20 protein-coding genes and 3 pseudogenes are annotated in these 20,974 nt (G+C 43.5%); 13 read left to right on the top strand and 10 right to left on the bottom strand.

Annotated features, from left to right (window positions below):
* Positions 1–116: 116 nt before the first annotated feature.
* A complete protein-coding gene (locus DFP77_RS16625; protein ID WP_114413345.1) occupies positions 117–1,088 on the bottom strand; it encodes a TRAP transporter substrate-binding protein in 972 nt (323 codons plus the stop codon).
* A 97-nt stretch (positions 1,089–1,185) separates the two neighbouring features.
* Positions 1,186–1,986, bottom strand: a complete 801-nt coding sequence (locus tag DFP77_RS16620; protein ID WP_114413344.1) for a putative hydro-lyase — start codon at positions 1,984–1,986, stop codon at positions 1,186–1,188.
* Positions 1,987–2,183: 197 nt separating this feature from the next.
* Here DFP77_RS16620 and DFP77_RS16615 point away from each other — a divergent pair, with 197 nt between their 5' ends.
* Positions 2,184–3,452: an amidase family protein gene (locus DFP77_RS16615; RefSeq protein ID WP_114413353.1), complete on the top strand. Its 1,269-nt coding sequence runs from the start codon at positions 2,184–2,186 to the stop codon at positions 3,450–3,452.
* Here the strand turns inward: DFP77_RS16615 and DFP77_RS16610 are convergent, their stop codons facing one another.
* Entirely contained in the window at positions 3,453–4,358 is a 906-nt protein-coding gene (locus tag DFP77_RS16610) for a LysR family transcriptional regulator (protein ID WP_114413343.1), read from the bottom strand.
* 168 nt (positions 4,359–4,526) lie between these two features.
* Here DFP77_RS16610 and DFP77_RS16605 point away from each other — a divergent pair, with 168 nt between their 5' ends.
* The 5 genes and pseudogenes from DFP77_RS16605 (at position 4,527) to DFP77_RS16585 (ending at position 8,176) form a co-directional block, all read left to right on the top strand.
* Positions 4,527–5,111 (top strand): DUF502 domain-containing protein, encoded by a 585-nt coding sequence (locus DFP77_RS16605; RefSeq protein ID WP_114413342.1) that lies wholly within the window; start codon positions 4,527–4,529, stop codon positions 5,109–5,111.
* A 75-nt stretch (positions 5,112–5,186) separates the two neighbouring features.
* Positions 5,187–6,266 (top strand): annotated as a pseudogene (rfbB, locus tag DFP77_RS16600) (dTDP-glucose 4,6-dehydratase).
* Positions 6,256–7,106: pseudogene (gene rfbA, locus DFP77_RS16595) on the top strand (glucose-1-phosphate thymidylyltransferase RfbA). The pseudogenes rfbB and rfbA overlap by 11 nt, the downstream one beginning before the upstream one ends.
* A gap of 122 nt (positions 7,107–7,228) precedes the next feature.
* The gene (rfbC, locus tag DFP77_RS16590) at positions 7,229–7,609 is read left to right on the top strand and encodes a dTDP-4-dehydrorhamnose 3,5-epimerase (RefSeq protein ID WP_309477169.1); all 381 of its coding nucleotides are present in this window, start codon (positions 7,229–7,231) and stop codon (positions 7,607–7,609) included.
* A gap of 87 nt (positions 7,610–7,696) precedes the next feature.
* Positions 7,697–8,176, top strand: a pseudogene (locus DFP77_RS16585) (SDR family oxidoreductase).
* Between the two features lie 92 nt (positions 8,177–8,268).
* Here the strand turns inward: DFP77_RS16585 and DFP77_RS16580 are convergent.
* Positions 8,269–9,090 (bottom strand): glycosyltransferase, encoded by an 822-nt coding sequence (locus DFP77_RS16580; RefSeq protein ID WP_114413341.1) that lies wholly within the window; start codon positions 9,088–9,090, stop codon positions 8,269–8,271.
* 218 nt (positions 9,091–9,308) lie between these two features.
* Between DFP77_RS16580 and DFP77_RS16575 the strand changes: the two genes are divergently transcribed.
* Positions 9,309–10,544 (top strand): TIGR03862 family flavoprotein, encoded by a 1,236-nt coding sequence (locus DFP77_RS16575; protein ID WP_114413340.1) that lies wholly within the window; start codon positions 9,309–9,311, stop codon positions 10,542–10,544.
* Between the two features lie 148 nt (positions 10,545–10,692).
* Here DFP77_RS16575 and DFP77_RS16570 read toward each other — a convergent pair whose 3' ends face one another.
* The 3 genes from DFP77_RS16570 to DFP77_RS16560 all read right to left on the bottom strand — a co-directional run bounded on the left by DFP77_RS16570 (position 10,693) and on the right by DFP77_RS16560 (position 13,873).
* Positions 10,693–11,238 carry a porin family protein gene (locus tag DFP77_RS16570; protein ID WP_114413339.1) on the bottom strand — a complete coding sequence of 182 codons (546 nt, stop codon included), beginning with the start codon at positions 11,236–11,238 and terminating at the stop codon, positions 10,693–10,695.
* A 358-nt stretch (positions 11,239–11,596) separates the two neighbouring features.
* Positions 11,597–12,688, bottom strand: a complete 1,092-nt coding sequence (locus tag DFP77_RS16565) for an OmpA family protein (protein ID WP_114413338.1) — start codon at positions 12,686–12,688, stop codon at positions 11,597–11,599.
* A 288-nt stretch (positions 12,689–12,976) separates the two neighbouring features.
* A complete protein-coding gene (locus DFP77_RS16560) occupies positions 12,977–13,873 on the bottom strand; it encodes an NAD(P)/FAD-dependent oxidoreductase (protein WP_114413337.1) in 897 nt (298 codons plus the stop codon).
* Positions 13,874–13,985: 112 nt separating this feature from the next.
* Here DFP77_RS16560 and DFP77_RS16555 point away from each other — a divergent pair, with 112 nt between their 5' ends.
* The 4 genes from DFP77_RS16555 to DFP77_RS16540 all read left to right on the top strand — a co-directional run bounded on the left by DFP77_RS16555 (position 13,986) and on the right by DFP77_RS16540 (position 16,710).
* A complete protein-coding gene (locus DFP77_RS16555) occupies positions 13,986–14,465 on the top strand; it encodes an Rrf2 family transcriptional regulator (protein ID WP_239543943.1) in 480 nt (159 codons plus the stop codon).
* A gap of 4 nt (positions 14,466–14,469) precedes the next feature.
* Complete coding sequence (locus DFP77_RS16550; protein WP_114413335.1) at positions 14,470–15,162, top strand: helix-turn-helix transcriptional regulator; 693 nt, start codon at positions 14,470–14,472, stop codon at positions 15,160–15,162.
* Between the two features lie 136 nt (positions 15,163–15,298).
* Positions 15,299–15,682 carry a VOC family protein gene (locus tag DFP77_RS16545; protein ID WP_114413334.1) on the top strand — a complete coding sequence of 128 codons (384 nt, stop codon included), beginning with the start codon at positions 15,299–15,301 and terminating at the stop codon, positions 15,680–15,682.
* A 236-nt stretch (positions 15,683–15,918) separates the two neighbouring features.
* On the top strand, positions 15,919–16,710 hold the full coding sequence (locus DFP77_RS16540; protein WP_114413333.1) for a DODA-type extradiol aromatic ring-opening family dioxygenase: 792 nt from the start codon (positions 15,919–15,921) through the stop codon (positions 16,708–16,710).
* Between the two features lie 262 nt (positions 16,711–16,972).
* On the opposite strand, the gene DFP77_RS16535 is transcribed toward DFP77_RS16540, so the two are convergent.
* Both DFP77_RS16535 and DFP77_RS16530 read right to left on the bottom strand, forming a co-directional pair.
* On the bottom strand, positions 16,973–17,311 hold the full coding sequence (locus tag DFP77_RS16535; RefSeq protein WP_147270567.1) for a hypothetical protein: 339 nt from the start codon (positions 17,309–17,311) through the stop codon (positions 16,973–16,975).
* 19 nt (positions 17,312–17,330) lie between these two features.
* Entirely contained in the window at positions 17,331–18,215 is an 885-nt protein-coding gene (locus tag DFP77_RS16530; RefSeq protein ID WP_114413331.1) for a phytanoyl-CoA dioxygenase family protein, read from the bottom strand.
* Between the two features lie 352 nt (positions 18,216–18,567).
* Between DFP77_RS16530 and DFP77_RS16525 the strand changes: the two genes are divergently transcribed.
* Together DFP77_RS16525 and DFP77_RS16520 are read left to right on the top strand one after the other, a co-directional pair.
* Complete coding sequence (locus tag DFP77_RS16525) at positions 18,568–18,750, top strand: hypothetical protein (protein WP_114413330.1); 183 nt, start codon at positions 18,568–18,570, stop codon at positions 18,748–18,750.
* 181 nt (positions 18,751–18,931) lie between these two features.
* Entirely contained in the window at positions 18,932–19,114 is a 183-nt protein-coding gene (locus DFP77_RS16520; RefSeq protein WP_114413329.1) for a hypothetical protein, read from the top strand.
* A 126-nt stretch (positions 19,115–19,240) separates the two neighbouring features.
* On the opposite strand, the gene DFP77_RS16515 is transcribed toward DFP77_RS16520, so the two are convergent.
* Positions 19,241–20,965, bottom strand: coding sequence for an ABC transporter substrate-binding protein (locus DFP77_RS16515; RefSeq protein WP_114413328.1), 1,725 nt, complete (start codon positions 20,963–20,965; stop codon positions 19,241–19,243).
* Between the last annotated feature and the right edge of the window lie 9 nt (positions 20,966–20,974).

Genomic DNA, 20,974 nt, shown 5'->3' with positions numbered 1-20,974 from the left:
GTGTTCACTTTTTGCTTGGAAGACACCGCCTAAACCTATCTTATGGTAATGGTTAGAAGTAGGCGGTGTTAGGAGGACACTTATATCTAATCGTTTTAATTAGATAGACTTAATCATTAGTTTTGGTAGCGAGTTAGGATTTCACCAATCTCTTTTGGTGCTTCTGCTTTCCACTCTTCTGTCATTGTTTTACCAATGGCTTTTAATTCTTCAACTAACTGAGAAGACGGGTCTGATACCATCATGCCGTTTTCAACCAAGGTAGCTTTGTCCTTCGCCGCGCGCGCTGCAATTTGAGTCCAACCAGCTGCCTCAGCGTGCTTGGCAGCGTCTAGTACGATTTGTTGAGTGGCTTTATCCAAACGACGGAATGAGCGCTTGTTGACCACCACAATGTTTTTTGGAATCCACGCTTTTACATCTGTGTAGTGATTCACATAATCCCAAGCTTGACTATCAACACCTGTTGACGGTGATGTAATCATGGCTTGAATGATACCAGTGCTAAAAGCTTGAGGAATGTCTGGGGTTTGGATCGTCATTGGCGTGGTGTTCATCAAATCAGCAAGACGAGATTGCGTTGGGCTATAAGCGCGCATTTTCTGGCCTTTTAGGTCTGACAAAGTGTTCACTGCATCTTTGCTGTAAAGGCTCTGCGCTGGCCATGCAACAGTGTAAAGCAACATCATGCCGTCTTTATCAAGTTCTTTAGCAATAGATGGCTTAGCTGCTTCCCACAATTTTTTAGCATCTTCAAAAGACGTGGCCAAGAACGGAATATTATCGTGCTTGTAGATCGGGTTTTCATTACCCAAAATCCCCAAGAACATTTCGCCCATTTGTACCTGCCCCGTTTTTACTGCACGTGGAATTTCAGGGTGTTTTACCAAAGAGCCACCAGAGTGAACAGTAATTTCAAGGTCGCTATTGTCTTGGACCTCTTTCGCAAAGGTATAAGCGATTTGCGTTTGCAGGTTGCCATCACCGTAAGGCGTTGGCATATGCCATTTTTCAGCAAAACTGGCTGTAGAGGTCAGACCGCCAAGAGCGATGCCGCTAACAATTAATGCATTGGATAACTTTGACATAGTAATCGTTCCTATTTTAAGTGTGGTTGTGTGTTTCTTATTATTAATAGCGCGATATTTTTATCTGCGCAGAGCTTCTCAGGTGTTCTTTGTAAGGCTAAAGAACAGCAAGATCGGTATCTAAAATATCTGTCACCAGCATTTTTCCTGGTGAATGGGTAATGCAAATCGGTGGTTTTGCGTTACGAATGGCCACCTGTGGTGTGACGCCACAAGCCCAAAATACGGGTACCTCTCCCTCTTTAACGCTGACTGCATCGCCGTAATCAGGCTTGCTTAAATCAGCGATACCAATCTCTTGTGGAGAACCAAAATGTAATGGCGCGCCATGAGCTTTTGGGAAACGTGTGGTGATTTGAATCGCTCGGATCGCATCTTTTGGTACATAAGGGCGCATTGTCATGACTGTGTTACCGAAAAAACGACCGGCTGGTACAGTAGCAATGTTGGTTTCATACATAGAAACATTAACGTCTTCTTCAATATTTCTTGGTGTAAGACCTGCCTGTGACAAAGCATGTTCAAAAGAAAAAGAACACCCTAGGACAAAAGCCACCATGTCGTCTTGCCATAGTTCTTCAATATCTGTACGGTTTTCGACTTTTTCGCCATTGCGGTAAACATAGTATTCTGGAATGTCGTGGCGCATATCGATGTCGTGGCCAAGCTCTGGCATTGTGAAATCGCCAACTTCAGAAACACCGATCAAAGGGCAGGATATTGGGTTCTTCTGGCAGTAAAGCAAAAAATCACTTGCCCAATCTGCAGGTAAAATAACCACGTTGCCTTGTATCGCCCCTTGTACCAAACCGCTCGTAGGGCCAGTGTGCGCTTTACTACGAATTGCTTGACGCAAATCATATGCTTTTTGCAGTAATGGTGACTGAGCTGGTTTCATGGAGGTTTTCCTTATTCTTGCCACAATCTATAGACCAAGAGTAGATCTTGCCTACCATAAAAGTCTAATCATGTTTTTTTGGGTTATTTGATAAAAAATATTTATTAGGTCGTTTGTAATGAGCATTATACCTTTGACGGAACAGACCAAGGAGGGTAGTTTTCCAGAGCAATGAATACCCAATAGTGAGCGAATCTATGACGCAATCCAAACTATCGAATTTTGCTTGGCAGGACCGAGATCTTATCGCCAAGTGGAAGAGTGCTTTAGAGGTTATTGATACAAAAGGCCAGTCAGTTTTTACTGAGCTGTTTGATTATATTGAGCCTCAGCCAGGGCCATTGAATGGAGCGATTATTTCGATTAAAGACCTGTTTCAAGTACAAGGATATAAGACACAAGCAGGTTCTGTATTTATTAACCAACAGCTTGCAAAGCAAGATGCCGTTGCCGTTGCTTTGTTAAGAGCCGCTGGTGCGAGTTTCTTGGGTCACACCAATATGACGGAGCTAGCGTATTCTGGGTTGGGCTTGAATCCCCATTATGGCACGCCGGACAATCCTATTAATGCCGGTCGCATTACCGGAGGATCGACCAGTGGTGGTGCCGCGTCTGTCGCTTTGGGTGTGGCGGATGCAACGCTTGGTACCGATACTGGCGGTTCATTGCGTATTCCAGCGGCGTTTTGTGGCTTGACTGGTTTTAAACCGTCACAGCAAACTGTCTCAAGGGAAGGTTGTTTGCCATTGTCTGATGAGCTTGATTCAGTCGGTACAATTGCTAAAACAGTAGAAGAGTGTGAATTGCTTTGGCATGTATTGTCTGGGGCACCGTCAGTGGATTCAGCAAAAAGCACGGATTCTTCTCAGTTGAAGCTAGTCGTACCAAGTAACTTTGGTATGAATGATTTGGATGCGCTGGTTGAGGATGGTTTTGAAGAGAAGCTAGCTTGTCTTGAGGCCGCTGGTGTTGTAGTTGAACGACGTTTCATTGAAGCTCTAGAAGCCTATAAAACCTTGCCAGTTTGGCAATTTTCGTCGTTCGAAAGTCAGGCGTTTTATAGTCAGAACTATGACTTAGAGACTGCGGATATTGACCCACGAGTGGCCTCTCGTATCGCCCGAGCGAAAACCATTAATGCTGAGGACTTTCAGAGAACTCAAGCGGCTCGACAGGCGTTTATTAAGCGAATGTCAGAAGAGGAACCTAATACGGTTTTCTTGTTACCAACGGTGGCTGTGGTCGCACCTAAGTTGTCTGATTTAGAACAAGATTCCGAATACGATCGTCTAAACTTATTGTGCTTGCGCAATACGTCGTTAGCCAATGTATTAAACGGTTGTAGTATTTCCTTACCATTCAACTTCCAACAAGAGTCAATGGGGCTAATGTTGACCGCTGGCAACGGTAAAGATCAGGCGATATTGGATCTTGCCAAAAGGTTGCAGTCTATTTTAAGAGACTAATTACTGAGCTTGCTTTTTACTGTATTCCTGAGCGGAGACCACAGCAATATTCGTTGCTACTTCAGCAATGGGGTTAAATGGCTCGTCCGAATAAGAGGCGGTGAATGTGAGGTCATTAGGCGTCCAGACTGCTCTAATCTTTCGTAGGGATCCCGCCTCTAGTTCTTTAGTAATCATGATGTTCGGTAGGGTGGAAATCCCTACGGCGTCAATGGCTAAGCTACGGCAAGCAGCCAAGGATGTCGATGCAAAAAAGTGTGCTGGAGGCCCATCGAGCTCGCGGAATTTTTGATTGATTTCCACATAAGGTTTGGTGGCTCGAGCGTAAGTGATAATGGGCCACTTGGCTAATTCTTCTAAATACAATAATCGATCAGGCAGGTCTAAATGTGGACTTGCTACCCAAGAAAGAGAAAACGTACAGAGTTCGCGGTTAACAATATTTGGTTCTGAAATCGGCCCCATCAAAAGCCCTAAATCCAATGACCTGTCTTTTATACCATTGGCCAAATTGCTGGTGATATCGACGGTCATTTCCACATCAAGATTGGGCATGTCTTTGTTGAGCCGTGAAAGGAAATCCGGTAACCAAGTGTTTACTATGGTTTCTGAAACCCCCAAACGCAGCACACCTGAATATGCAGTAGAAAGCCCCGCGCGCTTTTTAAGTTGCTCGGTCTGGTAAAGAATTTTTTCTACATAAGGGAGTAATTCTTTGCCTTTTGAGGTCAGCATAATCGGGCTGGAGCCGCCTTCTCGTTCGAATAGTTTGACGCCTAATTCTTCCTCTAATCCTGATATCCGAGCTGAAATCGCTGGTTGCGTGGTATGGAGGCGCTCGGCGGCTTTACGAAAGCTTCCTAAAGAGGCAACCCAAACAAAAGTTTCAAGACGTTTATAGTTCACGTTATTGCGACCTCTAGTGTAATAAGTAGACAAAAAAGCAAGGATTGTCCAAAAGAGTATAAGGCTGGCAATGTTTCGGCAATCTTTTCGTTAAGTCTTACTCGGAGTAATAGGAGTGGCATAAAGCTTGCGGTATGCTGTAAACAATTTTATAGGACCATTTAAGATATGAACAAATTAATTAAGTTATTGCTTAAAGGGTTAGTGGCGGTGTTACCGATTGGTATAACCGTGTCTCTAATCTATTGGCTGTTAGCGACGGGTGAAGCGATTGCTCAACCATTGCTATTACTATTGATTCCAGAATCACTTTATTTCCCGGGGTTAGGCTTGATCGCGAGCTTGTCCATGCTGGTTCTGACTGGCTTCTTGGTGAATTTATACGGCTTTCGCTATTTGGTTAAAATTAGCCAGAATATTTTCGAGCGCATCCCGTTAGTAAAGTCCATTTACGGTGCGATTAAAGACATGATGATGGTCTTCAATTTGGCGGAAAAGAAGGAAATGAAAAGCGTTGTGTCGATTGAATGGAACGGCGCGCAAGTGATTGGTTTTGTTACCGGTGAGCAAACTGGACAGCAGCTCTTTGGCGAGCAAGACTTAGTCGGCGTTTATGTACCGTTAAGTTATCAGATTGGTGGCATGACGCTTTATATATCCCGTGACCGTTTGACTGAGTTGGATATTGGCGTAGAAGAAGCCATGCGTCTGGCCTTGACCGCAGGTGTGCAGAGTAAACCTAAGGCTGAATGATTAATATTAGAGTGTTGGTTTTATCATCGATATCATTGACCGATTCGTGTGAATGTTATTGTGTAAGGGGATAAAATGAAGTTATTGGTTACTGGTGGTTCTGGTTTTATAGGTAGTGCGCTATTTACTTAATGAATCTGACCATTCTGTGGTGAACCTTGATAAGTTAACCTCTGCCTGGAATCCAGGATCATCTATACCAGCAAATTTACACAATGGTAACTACTTTTTTGAGCAAGTTAATATTTGCGATGCTGCTGAGTTAGACAGAGTATTTCAACAGCATCAACCGGATGCTGTAATGCATTTGGCAGCAGAGAGCCATGTTGATCGTTCGATTGATGGCCTAGGTGATTTTATCCAGACTAATATTGTCGAGACTTATACCTTATTGGAAGCGACTCGAAAATATTGGCTTAGTTTGGGGGCTGAGAAAAAAGCTGCTTTTCGCTTTCATCATATATCAACGGATGAAGTCTATGGAGACTTACCGCATCCTGATGAAGTGGAAGGCACTCTGCCGTTATTTACAGAAACAACACCGTATTCTCCCAGCTCTTCTTATTCCGCAAGTAAAGCGAGTTCAGACCATTTGGTTCTTGCGTGGCTCTACGTACCTATGGTTTACCTACTATCGTTACCAATTGTTCGAATAATTGCGGCCCTTATCACTTCCCAGAGAAACTGATTCCTCATGTGATTCTTAATGCTTTAGCTGGTAAGTCATTGCCTGTTTATGGCGATGGATCGCAAATTCGTGATTGGTTATTTGTCGAAGACCATGCTCGCGCTCTCGTTAAGGTTGTAACGCAAGGGAAGATAGGAGAGGCCTATAATATTGGTGGTCACAATGAAAAGCGCAACGTAGAAGTGGTTCAGACCATTTGTGATTTGCTTGAAGAGATGGTGCCTCATAAACCAGAAGGTGTGAGTGCTTATCAAGATTTAATTACTTATGTCAAAGATCGACCTGGACATGATGTGCGTTATGCAATAGATACTTCAAAAATCGCCAATGAGTTGAATTGGCAATCTGAAGAAACATTTGAAACGGGCATGCGTAAAACAGTGCAGTGGTATTTAGATAATGAATCTTGGTGGCAACGAGTATTAAGTGGCGACTACAAATTGCATCATATCGGTGATCAATCGTAAGGGGGGTTATTATGAAAAGCGTAAAGGAATTATTCTTGCTGGTGGAAGTGGTACTCGTTTACATCTGTTAACTCTAGGGGTATCTAAACAGCTGATGCTTGCGGGAATGCAGGAAATTTTGATTATTACAACGCCAGAGGGTCAATTTAATTTCCAAAACTTGTTGGGGGATGGTCATCAATTTGGCATTGAACTTACTTATGCTATTCAGCCGTCTCCCGATGGGCTAGCACAAGCCTTTATTATTGCTGAAAATTTCATAGGTGATGATAATGTTGCATTGGTATTGGGTGACAATATTTTCTTCGGCCAACATTTCTCTGATAAGTTATTACAAGCTTCTTCTTTGGCAAATGGTGCTACAGTATTTGGGTATCATGTGAATGATCCAGAACGTTTTGGCGTAGTGGAATTTGATGACGAGGGCAAAGCGGTCAGTATTGAAGAAATGCCAGCCAGCCCAAAATCGAATCATGCGGTAACAGGTTTATATTTTTACGACAATGATATCATTGTCGTAAAAATATTCAGCTTTCGGAACGTGGCGAGCTTGAGATTACCGATGTGAATTTAGCTTATTTACAATGTGGCGATTTACATGTGTCATTACTTGGTCGAGGTTTTGCTTGGTTGGATACAGGAACACATGATGCCCTTTTGGAAGCAGGGCAATTTGTACAGACCGTTGAGCATCGTCAAGGACTGAAAGTTGCTTGTTTAGAAGAAATTGCTTATCGCCAGAAATGGATTAGTAGAGATCAACTTATTGCTTCTTGTACGGCGTTGAAAAAAACAGGTTATGGTCAGTATCTTCTTAAAGTGGCTGACGGCTATCGATAATAGGTAAGTTAGATGAATATAATTAAAACGAACATTGACGGTGCTGTCATTATTGAACCAAAAATATTTGGTGATGAACGAGGTTTTTTATTGAGACCTTTCAAGCAATTCGATATCAGGAAATGGCAGGAATAGATTTACCTTTTGTTCAAGACAACCACTCTCGATCCAGTGAAAGTGTGCTTAGGGTCTTACATTTCCAAAAGACGAAACCACAGGGAAAATTAGTTCGTGTGGTACGTGGTGAGGTGTTTGATGCCATTGTTGATATTCGTAAAGGATCGTCAACGTATGGTCAATGGATAGGTGTGACACTTTCTGAAGAAAATAAAAGCCAGTTATGGGTGTCGCCTAGGTTGGCTCATGGTTTTGCTGTCTTATCCGATACGGCGGATTTTGAGTACAAATGTAAAGGTTATTATGACCCAAGCGATGAAGGGGGTTTGATATGGAATGATCCAGATGTCGGTGTAGAGTGGCCTACAGGTATTGAGCCTATTTAGTTAATGCCACAGGACCTTCTCTATTAGCGGAACAAGCCGCCAAATTGGAGATTCCGATCGACTGATTATGTATTTGACGGTGAAGCCGTGGAGCCATATAAATCAAGTGATGTGACCAATCCGAAAGGGGTTTACGGGGCGTCTAAATTAGCAGGCGAAGAGTTGGTAACGGTGACGTGTGATAAGTATATTATTTTGCGAACCGCTTGGGTTTTTAGTGAATACGGTAATAATTTTGTGAAAACCATGCTTCGTTTAGGGAAAGAACGAGACAGTTTAGGCGTATTTGCGGATCAATATGGTAGCCCAACTTACGCAGGAGATATTGTTTAAGCAATATTAACATTCTGCTTAAACTACCATAGTAATGGCGTACTTGCGTAGGGGATCTATCATTTTGCTGGAGATATGCCAACTAGCTGGCATGGTGTTGCCCGTGCTATTTTTTATAAAGCACAGCAGCATGGGGTATTATTAGAACAACTTAAACTGGCGGCGATTAGTTCTGAGCAGTATCCAACGCCAGCTAAGCGGCCAGCTTTTCGGTATTTGATACAGAAGAAATAAGGGATTTAGAAATATCTAGTTCGCCATGGTTAAGAGGCTTGGAAAAGTATTAAGTCGGTTATAAAGGATAAGGCTTGGATCCTGAATCTACTTTAATTATGCGTATCCAAGCCTAGTTGAGCCTTAAACATGCCTTTTGATTTTCTAGCCAACATGTCATTTTCATATTGGCTGCCAGAGTAATCTCTGGAAGAGCGAGTGTGGTAAAGGTGGAATTGATTCGCGGCGAACTTGCATGATTTCACCTGTAAACCTAATGCCTTTAGACGCCATTCTATGTCTGTATCATCTGGAAGAGAGGTCTCACCATAGCTTTCGTCAAAGCCATTAATGGCGATCAAATCACTTTTGAAACAAGAAAAGTTACAGCCAACAATCGAAGATGCTCTAGGAAAAATCCATTTTTGAAATACAGCGTTATGAGGTTTGAGAAAAATACCTGCCTCTATATGGCCTTCTGAACAATCTTTCCAAAGACTAGGTAACTTGAGTACATAACTACGTTCCAATTCTAGGGCACTTATTTTTCCTGTACGGATTTTGGTGCTGTATTCAGGCCCTAAATTTACCCTGCGTCCGGCAAGCGCTAGCCCTTGTTTTGCAAGTAAAGCATGGCTTTCAATAAAGGTGCTATAAGGTATGCAGTCACCATCAATGAAAATAATATATTCGCCCGTTGCGGCCAAAATGGCATTGTTTTGTGAGCGAGACTTTCGGATGCCGTTATCTTCTTGAGAAGTATGAATCACTTCTATATCTTTGATTTTACTGACGAATTCTCGAATTTTCTCGCCGTTATTATCTTCGGCGACAATAAGTTCAAAGTTCTTATAAGTTTGTGTTTTGAGCGATTCAACAATTAAGGATAATGCTTCTATGTCTTTGTAGACAGCAACGACTAAACTGACTTTCACTTAGTTTCCTTCAATTTAAATTTAGATACTGACTTTTTAAGTTTTGTAAGTAGAAATGATAACATCTATAAAAAATGAGTCACATCGAAATTTTGCTCACTCAAGCTACTCAATCAATAGTAAAACAAAGGGTTAATGGCTAAACCATTTGAGCCTTAAGCAAAATTCTTTATCATACACTTCTTTTTTAGTAACTCTTTGAAGTGATGTTGGTAAGTATGCAAGAAGCGGCGCGAACGCAGAAAACAGTTATTGTTGTTGGAGCAGGCCCTGCAGGCCTGATGGCAGCAGAAGGGATCTGTGCCGCTGGCTATCAGGTTCATGTATACGATGCGAAGCCCAGTGCGTGCCGTAAGTTTTTATTAGCCGGTGTGGGAGGCATGAACATTACCCATTCCGAAGCGTATCCAGACTTTATTCAACGCTATTATGATAAAGCCGAGTGGCTTAATACCTCAATTAGTCAATTCAATGCTGATGCCTTATGCGAATGGATTCATGACTTAGGTATAGAAACCTTTGTTGGCACATCTGGCCGAGTATTCCCCAAAGACATGAAAGCCGCCCCGTTATTGCGTAACTGGTTAAAGCGTTTACGTGATGCTGGTGTGCAGTTTCATATGCGCCACAAAATGACGAACTTGTCAGCCAATAAAGTGGTGTTTGATCATGCTGGTGAAAGTGTGACGGTAAAGGCCGATGCGATTGTGTTGGCAATGGGCGGGGCAAGCTGGCCAAAGTTAGGCTCTGACGGTGCTTGGTCTTCTGTATTGACGAATAATGGCGTTGATGTGGCTCCCCTACAAAGCGCTAATTGCGGTTTTTACAGTGAGTGGAGTGAGCATTTAAAAACAAAATTTGCCGGGAACCCTCTTAAAGACGTTGCATTTTCTTTTACCTTGGCAGATGGGCAAGTGGTGACGAAAAAGGGTGAGTGCATTGTTACCCAAGATGGCATGGAAGGCAGCCTGATATATGCGTTTTCTAAATACCTTCGAGATGGCATTAACGACTCAGGCCAATCGTCTTTGTTGATGGACTTCCTGCCACTGCAAAGTGAAGAGCAAGTCATCAAAAAACTGCGTAATACCAAGCCGAAAGAATCCTTTAGCAAATATTTGAAACGCACCTTGAGTATCACAGGTGTGAAGGCGGTGTTGCTGCATGAGTCTTTTCCTAAAGAAGCCTTCCAAACGCCAGAGACTTTAGCTCGATGCTTAAAAGCTGTGCCTGTTAGTTTTTATAAAACTAAGCCAATAGAGGAAGTTATTTCGAGTGCGGGTGGTGTGTGCGAAAACAGTGTGAATGAGTCGCTTATGCTACATGCTATGCCCGGTGTGTTTTGTGCCGGCGAAATGCTGGATTGGGAAGCACCAACAGGCGGCTACCTATTAACGGCGTGCTTTGCGACAGGTCATTTAGTCGCCAAAGGCGTGGATGAATTCCTGTCCTGAGTAGAAGATATAACCCCCTCAGTCTGAATACATAAAAAACGCCCAATGTTGCCATTGGGCGTTTTAATCTTAACGATTATTGAAGCTTTCTATTTTGGTAACACAATACATCCGTATATGAGAATGATTCGGTTATCTTAACGAAATATTAGTTAGACGCTTGTTGGTTTGGCATGCCGAAGCTGTACTGTACACCAACAGAAGTCACGTTATCTAAATGGTTGTCCTCAATGTCTTTCACTAGACGGAAGTCTGCACGAAGATCCACATCGCTGTTGATCGCGTATTTCACACCGCCACCCGCGTTAACTAGTAGGTTATTTGAGTCGCCATCAACATCTGTCATACCAACGCCTGCAGCAACATATGGCGTTAGATTGACGGTCGTAAATTCTGGAAGGCTATAGAGGCCATCGACGCGGTATTGATCTAGATCGTTGTTGCGTCCGCGTTTACTGGCATCTGAATGAAGGTAAACCGCTTCTAGAGCCAATGGGCTGTTTGTTTGATAGCCGACACCAATGGAGTAAGAGGTGTCATTTCCTGCTTGTCTATCGCTGTCCGTGTTGTAGTAACCGATGCTTGGCGTTACGGTAAAACCTGGTTTTGGTGTTTCTGCATATGCCATGGTAGCGAGTGATGAAGCTATTAGGACACCGCTAAAAAGAGTGCGTTTTTTAAAAGATGTAGACATATTATTTCTCCTAATGAACATAATGTTTTGTTGTTCACTATCTAGATTACGCTGATTTTCCCCCCTGAAAACCCCATCTCAATTGCGCAAAAAATAGGACATGAACACCTGCTACCCAATCATGACGCAAGCTTTACTTAAGTGGTGATATTCAAGCAATACGATGGTCAAAATGTGTTCGAAAGGGTGTAGGAAATGCGCTGCTTATTACAGTAAGTTTTCACTTAAAAAATGCCAAAAAGTAATTGTGGCCTGACTATGAAGAAGTCCGTTACAAAGCCATAAAATAAGCAAAAAAACGCCCAATACAGAGTATTGGGCGCAAGTTGATAGTTAGCAGATAGTAACAGCGAGATGATTAGGCTTCGCTGGTGGAGATAATCGCAACAATACGGCGGTTCGCTTCACGGTGCTCTTCCGTATCGTTTTCGACAAAAGGTCGTTCTTCGCCATAACCGATGGCATCGACACGAGATTCGTCAACCTGAAACGTGTTGATTAGTACATCGGCAACGGATTGAGCGCGTTTTTCTGAAACGGTTTGGTTGTAGTTTGCCGCACCTGTATCGTCAGTATGACCTTCAATAACCACTGTGCTGCCAGGGCTCTCTTGAAGGAATACCGCGATTTTTTCAATATCCGGATAAAACTTCTGCTCAACAGTGGTTTTGTTAAGACCAAATTGAATGTTTATTTTTTCCGGGGGGAGAGTTTCTACAACAGTTTGTTGAGCCGGCTCTTCCATCATAGGGGCTTCTGTCATCGATTCTTCTTGAACCATTTCTTCCGGTTGCTCTGATATTTCTTCAGTCATCGGCTCGGCTTCTATTGGCTCGGCTTGCTGAACTGGCTCAGGCTCCACTTGAGTATAGGTTTGTTCGACAGGCGTATAGCTATCATTGCTAGAAGATGATTGCTTAGATGGGCCGCCAAATGTCATTTGCACACCCAAAGAGGTCACATTATCAAGATGATGATCTTCCACATCATTTACCAAACGGAAGTCTGCTCGTAGTGAAACCGTATCATTGACTGCGTATTTCAAACCACCACCGGCATTGACTTGAATATTGTCATGGCCTGTATCGTTACTAAAATCTGTGGTGCCAACACCTGCAGCTAAATAAGGGGTGAGATCTACGCTGTTTAGGGTCGGTAAATGATAGAGGCCGTCTAGACGGTATTGATCTACATCGACATTATTCCCTGCCTGCTTACTGTCGGCGTTTAGGTAAACAAATTCTACAGCCCATGGATTGTTAAATTGATATCCCAAACCTAAGGAATAGGCTTTGTCATCCTTAATATCTCGGTCGCTATCCATGTTGTAGTAGCCAATACTTGGCGTAATTGTGAATCCTTCTTGTTGTTGTGCAAGCGCCAATGTGGACAGTGAAGACGCTGCAATAATACTGCTGAGAAGCGTGCGTTTTGCGATGTTATAAGACATTTTTTTATCTCCTGATAAATTGCTATGTTGGTTGTTCTTTTTCCAGAATAGCGCTTTTATCGGGGTTTCAAAATTGACATAAAAGTGACCTTAAGCCCTTATGTAATAAGGGCTCTCGCAATAATGACGAGGATTTTACGTTATAGGCATTTTCAACACGGATGAAGAGGTCCATGAGCGTTTAAAAGCGTAGAAAAGGAGATATTCATTACACGAGATTTTCAAATTGAAAAAGAAAAAATGAGGTATCAGGCGTGTGTTGATACCTCATGTAAAGACAAGAACAGGTTAATCGTGCATTAATGACTGATGAGCGCCACCACCGGCCATTACACCAGCAGCCGAGGCTAAGGTAGCATTGTGCATTGGGCTGGCGGCATCGCCAGCCGCAAAGACACCTTCTACTGACGTTTGTTTCATTGCATTGGTTTTGATCACAAGACCAAGAGGGCCTTCTTCAAACTCACAGCCTAACTGTTCTGCAAATGGGCTTGTCATATGAGTCTTGGGGGCAACAAAGAGTGCCGCAATACGAATTGCCCTACCGTCAGCAAGGTACACCGTGGATATTTCAGGTGTTCGTCCAAGTACTTCAACTATCGGTGTGTTTTCAATGGTAACGCCACGTTTTTTCAGGAAGGCGCTTTGCTCTTCGTCCGGCTCGTAGAGACCCTGAGTAAAATAAGTAGTTGGGCCCCAGTCAGGGATCATCCCTGCTTGATGAATGGATATAGGGCTGGTGGCAAGAACGCCAAGTGGCTGGTTACGAACTTCATAGCCATGACAATAAGGGCAGTGAATGACGGTTGCCCCCCAGCGTTCTTTTAGGCCAGGGATGTCTGGAATCTCATCTTTTAATCCAGTTGCCAAAATGAGCTTCTTACTGGTCAATATGCTTTTGTCTGCAAGCGTAACGCTGAATCCTTCAGTGTGCTTTTCGACGCTTGTCGCTTTGCCTTCCACAATACTGGCGGTTGGGTATTTTAGTAACTGTCGATAAGCCTCTTGCTGAATGGCAAATGGCGACACGCCATCCAAGCCGAAAAATCCATGAGATTCATCTGCGAAACGATTTCTGGGTTCGCCTGCGTCGATGACAGTAACGGTTCTTTGTCCTCTTACGAGCTGCATGGCAGCGGAAAGCCCAGCAAAGCTTCCACCAATTACGATAACGTCGAGTTGCATTGGTTGTTCCTCATTTTTATCAAGAATAAATATTTATGAAACATCATAAGTTACATGAAACATCAAAGTCAACTCACGATACTTTTAATGTTTCATGACAAACTGAGTTAGAATGCAAAGATCGTTATTCACCATGAGATTGCTGATGAGAAAAGACAGCCGTTTATCCCGTATGCTGCATGTACTGATTCACATGGATCAGTTAGATGCGCCTGCCACGTCTGAAAAAATTGCTAAGATGCTTAATACCAATCCCGTTGTGGTGCGCCGCACCATGGCAGGTTTGCGAGACAAAGGCTATGTCACCTCTGTTAAAGGTCACGGTGGTGGTTGGTCATTAGCAATGGCGTTATCAGACATCACCTTGTTAGACATTCATAATGCCATGGGCGACAGTTCAGTATTTACCATTGGATTGTCTGATGAACACACATCTTGTCCGATTGAAATCGCCGTTAACCAAGCGATTAGTGACGTATTGATTGAAGCAGAAGCGTTATTGTTAGAGCGTTTTCGGGATGTGACATTGGACAAGTTAGCGGTCGGTTTTGCGGATTATCCGCTGAACCAACAAACCTCTAGCGGAGAGTAAAAACGTGGTTCGTTCTCAACGTTTGCTTGCTCTCATTGCTTTACTGCGCAGTCATCGATATCCGGTATCTGGCCAGACCTTAGCTGACAAGCTGGAGGTGAGTGTACGAACCTTGTATCGAGACATTGCGACTCTGCAAGAACAGGGGGCAAATATCCAAGGTGAAGCGGGCGTGGGTTACGTACTTAAGCCTGGTTTTCTACTGCCGCCATTAATGTTCACCGAGGAAGAAATAGAAGCTTTGGTTCTTGGCGCTCGTTGGGTGTCGCAACGCACTGACAACCAATTAAGCGACGGCGCACAAAATGCCTTGAACAAAATTGCAGCGGTATTGCCTATAGAGTTAAAAGACATGCTCGACGATACGACTTTGCTGATCGGTCCGAGTAAAGAGATGACCACAGATACGGTGGATATGGGCGACGTTCGCCAAGCGATTCGAGATGAAAAGGTTCTCTCCATTGATTATCGAGATTTAAAAGGCAAGCAGTCTCAGCGTCGAATCTGGCCATTTGCCTTGGGGTATTTTGATGAGGTTCGGGTGTTAGTGGCTTGGTGTGAATTGCGCCAAGACATTCGTAATTTTCGGGCGGATAGAATTTTCTCTTGTGAGTTAATAAACACGCGTTACGCAACGCCTCGTCATGTATTGCTTAAACAATGGCGAGCAACTTTGCATGAGCTTAAGTCTTCCTAATAAATCGCTTTCACTTCAAATCACTACTGACAAGATCTGACACTCCGCTTATTTATTCTCACTTTATCGGGCCAAAGCCTGATGAGAAGTACTAAACTTTTAATGTGAAATATAAACAGCGAATAGGAATGTCAGTATGGATCTTTCAAATTTCACCATCTTATATGTCGACAATGTTCAACGCAGCGTGGATTTTTATCGTTCTTTATTTGAGCGCGAACCGGTAGAAGCCACCGAAAGCTTTGCTTTGTTTGTTTCGGAAACTGGCGCGAAGTTTGGTTTGTGGGTGCGAGAAGATGTTTTTCCAACAGCCAAGGATGTGCCCGCGGGCAGTATGGAAGTGGCGTTAACTCTTGATAACCTGATTACTTTGCAGATTAACTACATCAAATGGCGAGAGTTGGGAGTCGATATTATTCAAGAGCCAACCATCATGGATTTCGGGACTACTTTTACAGCGCTTGATCCAGATGGTCATCGTTTGCGTGTCTATACTCCTGAAAAAGCCAATAATAACTAAGAGTCGGTGATTAACCCGAAAAAGCACCGTCACTATTTATCTAATTGGCGGTGTTTTTTTGATTGAAAAGAAACGTAGTAGATCTTTTTTGGAGATTATTAATCAGAATGAAATGATGGGTTAACTGAAGGCATATTGATCCAGCCGATGAGCAAGCCTAGACTGATCTCATTCAATAAAGCCAATTCAGCGTTTTGCAAGTTGGCTACTTACTCCAGTTTTAGAGGTGAACAACTATGTTACCCACTTATTTTATTTCACACGGCGGCGGCCCTTGGCCTTATATTGCTGACATGCGCGCCATGTTTTCTAATCTTGAAGCGTCTTTGGTTCGAATGACACAAGAATTGCCTGAAAAGCCAAAAGCGATTTTGATGATATCAGGTCATTGGGAACGCAAAACCTTTGGTGTTCAGTCTAACCCTGCGCCTGGAATGGAATACGATTATTACGGTTTTCCTGCACATACTTATGAAGTGAAATACCAAGCCCCTGGCTCGCCAGAGGTGGCTAATCGCGTCGCAGATCTCATTAAAAGTGCAGGCTTTCCGGTGGATCTGGATGACAAAAAAGGTTTTGACCACGGTGCGTTCGCTCCAATGGCCGTGATGTACCCAGAAGCAGATATGCCACTGGTTCAATTGTCACTTAAATCGAACCTAAACCCAGAAGAACATATGGCGTTAGGTCGTGCCTTGGCACCCTTGCGTGAAGAGGGCGTATTGATCGTCGGAAGTGGTTTAAGCTTTCACAACCTTGGGTTAAGAGGCCCGCAAGCCATTAAACCTTCTACTGATTTTGATGCTTGGCTACATGAAACCTTATTAGAATCCGAGCCAGCCGAGCGCAGTGCTAACATCATTGAGTGGGACAAAGCCCCTTACGCTCGTCTTTGCCATCCACGAGAAGATCATTTGATTCCTCTTATGGTTGCCCTTGGTGCCGCAGAGGATGGCAAAGCCACCTGTGTTTATCATGACGAAGGATTGTTTGGTGGTTGGACGGCGTCTAGCTTCCGCTTTGATTAAGGAAGGTGCGAGCAAGTCCTCTTGCCTCAGCATGTGGATAAAAGCCTGTTGTTCGAGGCGAGTGCCGAATGTGAATAGTGGTTCTATTTGCGAGGTGTTCAACAAAGAATACAGGCTTTTAGGCCATGCCCTGCGGGTCTTTCAGAGAAAACGTCACATGTCGTTGCGACTCTTTGAAAGGTACCTACATTCCTTCAGAGTCGCGCCTTATTTGACGGTTTCTCTGAAAGACTGAGGCTTAGTAGACTTATTCGTACCTTCCTTAAGCGTTCTTAGGTTTTTTTGTCGTATATTTTTTGGTGGCTCTAGATCGAAAGCCAGATCTAGCGCCAACTTGTTTGATTCGACCTTTCATTTCCAGCATGGCAATTTTTATCTTCTTATTAGAAGTCGCCAGTTTCTTTAACTGCTCTATTTCTTTTAAAGCCTCGGCAAACTGTTTTTGCTTAAGTAAAATCTCCACAATTTCCTTCATGTGGCTGATGATATCCGCATGATCCGTGGTGAAGTTAGACAAACTGATCTCAAATGCCTTTCTCGCATTGTTTAATGTCTCACCTGAATGATCTGTCTGTTCGTCGTTGCGTGTCATTGTGGTCATGAAAGCCTTAGAGGGTAGGTTATATTTGGCGTCTAAAATCGAGTCGTAATACTTGTCGAGGAAGATTTGAAACATTGGCCGAAAAAGTGTGAAGACAGCGCGGATCGAACACAATGATGTCGCCAGCGGTGCCGGTCAATGTGACAACCTTCTGTTCGATGCCATGTAGCGAATTGCCTTCTTCAATGAATCGTTGGATTCGTTGATCAGGAGAACCTTCTTGAATAAGTTTTTGGAACCAAGGGTCTTCTTGAATAAGAGGGTCTAACACCTGATCCATAGGCAATAACGTTACGTCTTTAGGGCTCTCATACAGTCCGCTATTCACCGAAGAAAAAGCGTTTATTAACTCCTCGTTATTGGATGTTCCTAGAGTTTTGGCAAGACGCTCCGCTCGTCGATGAGATCCAGAAATGACGGTTGTCGCCCCCATATCTGCAGTGACATTATCAAGAAACACAAAGACAAATAAACTCCAAGGCTTGGCGTCACCTACCACAGCAGGTTCATCGCAGTGCCAAGATTTATGAGGTACATTCCAAACTGACTCTGAACCTGGAAAGCTTAACAAAGAATACCAAAGGTCTAGCGGGCGCCAAGTGTGATCGACAAATATTTGATCGATAACCGGTTGGATCGCACGCTCGATATCGTCTAATTTCCCTGCGGCTTTGAGCTCTCGCATAATCGACCCCATGCCGTTTAGTCGTTTTGCGCGAGCGTCCCCGATAGGGTTGTTAACATTGGAAAACCAAGTGCTAGGTTTGTCGAGATGAATGTCAAACTTGCGATGCACTTCCTGCCAAAGATGGGTTTGTACATCGGCAAGCATTTCAACATCGATGACATTGGAAAGTTTCAGGACTCCTTTGTTTTGGAAATCTTCTTGTTTAGATAATGTCATCGAATTAGTTTCCCGTTCAGCGTTAGCGTCTCAGTGAGTTCTGTCTAAGACCAATAATACCATTGAGCTCTATTTAAAGAAGGGTTGTAGTCTGAAAAAACACTTATGCAGACAGTTATGATTACTTCACACCTAAAGGCTTAACAAAGCCCCCCCCGTGCTATGTTTGTTGCCGATATGAGCCAGTGCTTTTTGATAAAAAGTCATTAATTAGGTCGATTGACGATTGCTCTGAAAGGATAAAGTCAGCGACCTTTGGATAGTGAAAATTACAGTCATGACTTTGTAAGGCTGAGAGTTGAATGAAAAGTACTTTGCTATGCTCGCCCATTCGAAGAATGAGGAGATAATTATGAGAGCCACTTTACTTATTATTGCAGTCAGTTTGGTGTCGTTAACGGGTTGCGAGATAAATCGAGTGGGCGGGAAATTTGCTGGCATTGATATCGAAGCAAAGAGCGATGAAGGTCACAAAGATAATGGCTCATCTGGTAAGTTTTGTCCTCCTGGGCAAGCTAAAAAAGGTGGCTGCTAGCACCACATTTAACAATATTACCCATCGTTCAGAGTAAACTGAGATGAATTGAAGTGGTTTCATGTCAGTTTAATGGCGAAGTTTTCTGTTTTTAACATAAATTTTCAAATATTAGACAGAGTAATTTCCTAAAGTTGTCTATGGTTAAGAAACTACCATGCAATCTACGGAGAGAACTCGCATGAACAGAAAAGATGACCGCATAGAACATTTAGTCAGTTTACTCGAAAACTTAGAGAAGGTTTCGCTTCAGGATATTGCCCAAATTCCGCCTTCTCAGCAGCATATACTGGCCGAAAAAATTGAGAGCTTACAGGATGAGCTCAAAGCATTAATGACGGAAGATGAAAAAATCACTCATTGATTTGATGACTTTTGGTCTATGTTTACTTGCCAGATAACCTCTATATTTCAGCATATTCCCGCCAAAAAAAGACCGGCCTAAGCCGGTCAAACGTTCAGAGTACTGGGACAAACAATATAACGAACATTATTCCCAAGAACGAAGTAGGTCATCATAAGAAACCGTAACGCCTTGAGGTTTCTCATTGGACAATTTCGCTTTTGGAGAGCCTGGTTGTGCCAACCAGTAAGCTTCGTCACGCGGTTTGTTCATTTTTGGTCCACAGATAGGTTGTACATTAGCGCGTTCTAGACGCTCCATAACCTTATCTTGCGCTGCGGCTAGGCCATTAAGTGCTTCTTGTGGTGTTGCTTCTCCGCTTGCTGCTTGAGAAATGTACTGCCACCAAAGTTGAGCGAGCTTAGGATAATCTGGTACGTTGATACCTGTTGGCGACCATTCTTTACGCGCAGGCCCTTTGTAGAATTCCACTAAACCACCCAATTTAGGAGCAGCCGCTGCCATTTCTGGAGAGTTGATATCGGATTCACGAATAGGTGTTAGACCTACGAGTGTTTTCTTCAAAGAAACCGTTTTTGCTGTGGTGAACTGAGCGTACAACCAAGCCGCTAAGCGACGATCTTCTGGTGTTGAGTTCATGAAAGTCCAAGCACCAACGTCTTGATAACCTTTCTTCATGCCTTCTTCCCAGTATGGCCCAACCGGAGAAGGAGCCATGCGCCATTTTGGCGTGCCGTCTGGGTTTACTACTGCTAAGCCTTCTTTGATCATATCCGCTGTAAAAGTGGTGTACCAAAAAATTTGCTGAGCAATAGCGCCTTGAGCTGGTACAGGACCAGACTCAGAGAAGGTCATGCCTTGTGCTTCAGGTGGCGCGTACTTACGTAACCATTCGACGTATTTAGTTGTTGCATAAACCGCAGCAGGGCCGTTTGTTGCACCACCACGAGAGACACTTGAGCCAACAGGTGAACACGCATCTTTGATACGAATACCCCATTCATCCACAGGTAAGCCATTTGGTGTACCCTTGTCGCCAGCACCCGCCATAGAGAACCAAGCATCGGTGAAACGCCAGCCTAGTGATGGGTCTTTTTTACCGTAATCCATGTGGCCATATATACGTTCGCCGTCGATGGTTTTCACTTTATCGGTGAAGAACTCAGCGATATCTTCATAAGCAGACCAGTTAACTGGTACACCTAGCTCATAGCCATAGATAGATTTGAATTTGGCTTTTAGATCAGGACGAGCAAACCAGTCAGCGCGGAACCAATAAAGGTTGGCAAACTGCTGTGTTGGCAACTGGTAAAGTTTGCCATCTGGGCCTGTGGTGAAATCTAAGCCGATGAAATCAGCCAGATCCAAGGTTGGTGAAGTATAGGCTTTACCGTCGCCCTGCATCATGTCAGAGATTGGTACCACTTTACCGTAGCGAAAATGGGTACCGATCAAGTCGGAATCGTTGACGTAAGCATCGTAGATGTTACGGCCAGACTGCATTTGCGTTTGCAGTTTTTCGACTACATCACCTTCTTGGATCAGATCATGGTTGACCTTGATACCAGTGATCTCTTGGAAAGCCTTAGCCAAAACTTGAGACTCGTATTTATGAGTCGTTAAGGTTTCAGATGCTACGTTGATTTCCATACCGCGGAATTTTTTCGCGGCTTCGGTGAACCAGTGCATTTCGTCAAGCTGTTGTTGCTTGTTTAGTGTAGAAACGGTGAATTCGGTATCTACCCATTTTTCTGCAGCGTCTGAGTATGCGTCAGCCCATAAGGTGGCTGAATGCATCATGACAGCAAAGGGTAAGGCGGCGAGTGCAATTTTTTTCTTATTGTAGTGCATATTTTACCT

The organism is Marinomonas foliarum, assembly GCF_003337275.1.
Classification (GTDB): Bacteria; Pseudomonadota; Gammaproteobacteria; order Pseudomonadales; family Marinomonadaceae; genus Marinomonas; species Marinomonas foliarum.
Note: the sequence above shows the minus strand (reverse complement) of the source record. Positions and strands in the feature narration are given on the sequence as shown.

Excerpts from the sequence above, each read along its gene's own strand:
- DFP77_RS16555 (WP_239543943.1), top strand. The coding sequence starts at position 13,986 with ATGCAAAGATCGTTATTCACCATGAGATTGCTGATGAGAAAAGACAGC.
- DFP77_RS16575 (WP_114413340.1), top strand. The coding sequence starts at position 9,309 with ATGCAAGAAGCGGCGCGAACGCAGAAAACAGTTATTGTTGTTGGAGCA.
- DFP77_RS16570 (WP_114413339.1), bottom strand. The coding sequence starts at position 11,238 with ATGTCTACATCTTTTAAAAAACGCACTCTTTTTAGCGGTGTCCTAATA.
- DFP77_RS16525 (WP_114413330.1), top strand. The coding sequence starts at position 18,568 with ATGAGAGCCACTTTACTTATTATTGCAGTCAGTTTGGTGTCGTTAACG.
- DFP77_RS16565 (WP_114413338.1), bottom strand. The coding sequence starts at position 12,688 with ATGTCTTATAACATCGCAAAACGCACGCTTCTCAGCAGTATTATTGCA.
- DFP77_RS16625 (WP_114413345.1), bottom strand. The coding sequence starts at position 1,088 with ATGTCAAAGTTATCCAATGCATTAATTGTTAGCGGCATCGCTCTTGGC.
- DFP77_RS16520 (WP_114413329.1), top strand. The coding sequence starts at position 18,932 with ATGAACAGAAAAGATGACCGCATAGAACATTTAGTCAGTTTACTCGAA.
- DFP77_RS16545 (WP_114413334.1), top strand. The coding sequence starts at position 15,299 with ATGGATCTTTCAAATTTCACCATCTTATATGTCGACAATGTTCAACGC.
- DFP77_RS16535 (WP_147270567.1), bottom strand. The coding sequence starts at position 17,311 with ATGACCACAATGACACGCAACGACGAACAGACAGATCATTCAGGTGAG.
- rfbC (WP_309477169.1), top strand. The coding sequence starts at position 7,229 with ATGGCAGGAATAGATTTACCTTTTGTTCAAGACAACCACTCTCGATCC.
- DFP77_RS16605 (WP_114413342.1), top strand. The coding sequence starts at position 4,527 with ATGAACAAATTAATTAAGTTATTGCTTAAAGGGTTAGTGGCGGTGTTA.
- DFP77_RS16540 (WP_114413333.1), top strand. The coding sequence starts at position 15,919 with ATGTTACCCACTTATTTTATTTCACACGGCGGCGGCCCTTGGCCTTAT.
- DFP77_RS16530 (WP_114413331.1), bottom strand. The coding sequence starts at position 18,215 with ATGACATTATCTAAACAAGAAGATTTCCAAAACAAAGGAGTCCTGAAA.
- DFP77_RS16515 (WP_114413328.1), bottom strand. The coding sequence starts at position 20,965 with ATGCACTACAATAAGAAAAAAATTGCACTCGCCGCCTTACCCTTTGCT.
- DFP77_RS16560 (WP_114413337.1), bottom strand. The coding sequence starts at position 13,873 with ATGCAACTCGACGTTATCGTAATTGGTGGAAGCTTTGCTGGGCTTTCC.
- DFP77_RS16615 (WP_114413353.1), top strand. The coding sequence starts at position 2,184 with ATGACGCAATCCAAACTATCGAATTTTGCTTGGCAGGACCGAGATCTT.
- DFP77_RS16620 (WP_114413344.1), bottom strand. The coding sequence starts at position 1,986 with ATGAAACCAGCTCAGTCACCATTACTGCAAAAAGCATATGATTTGCGT.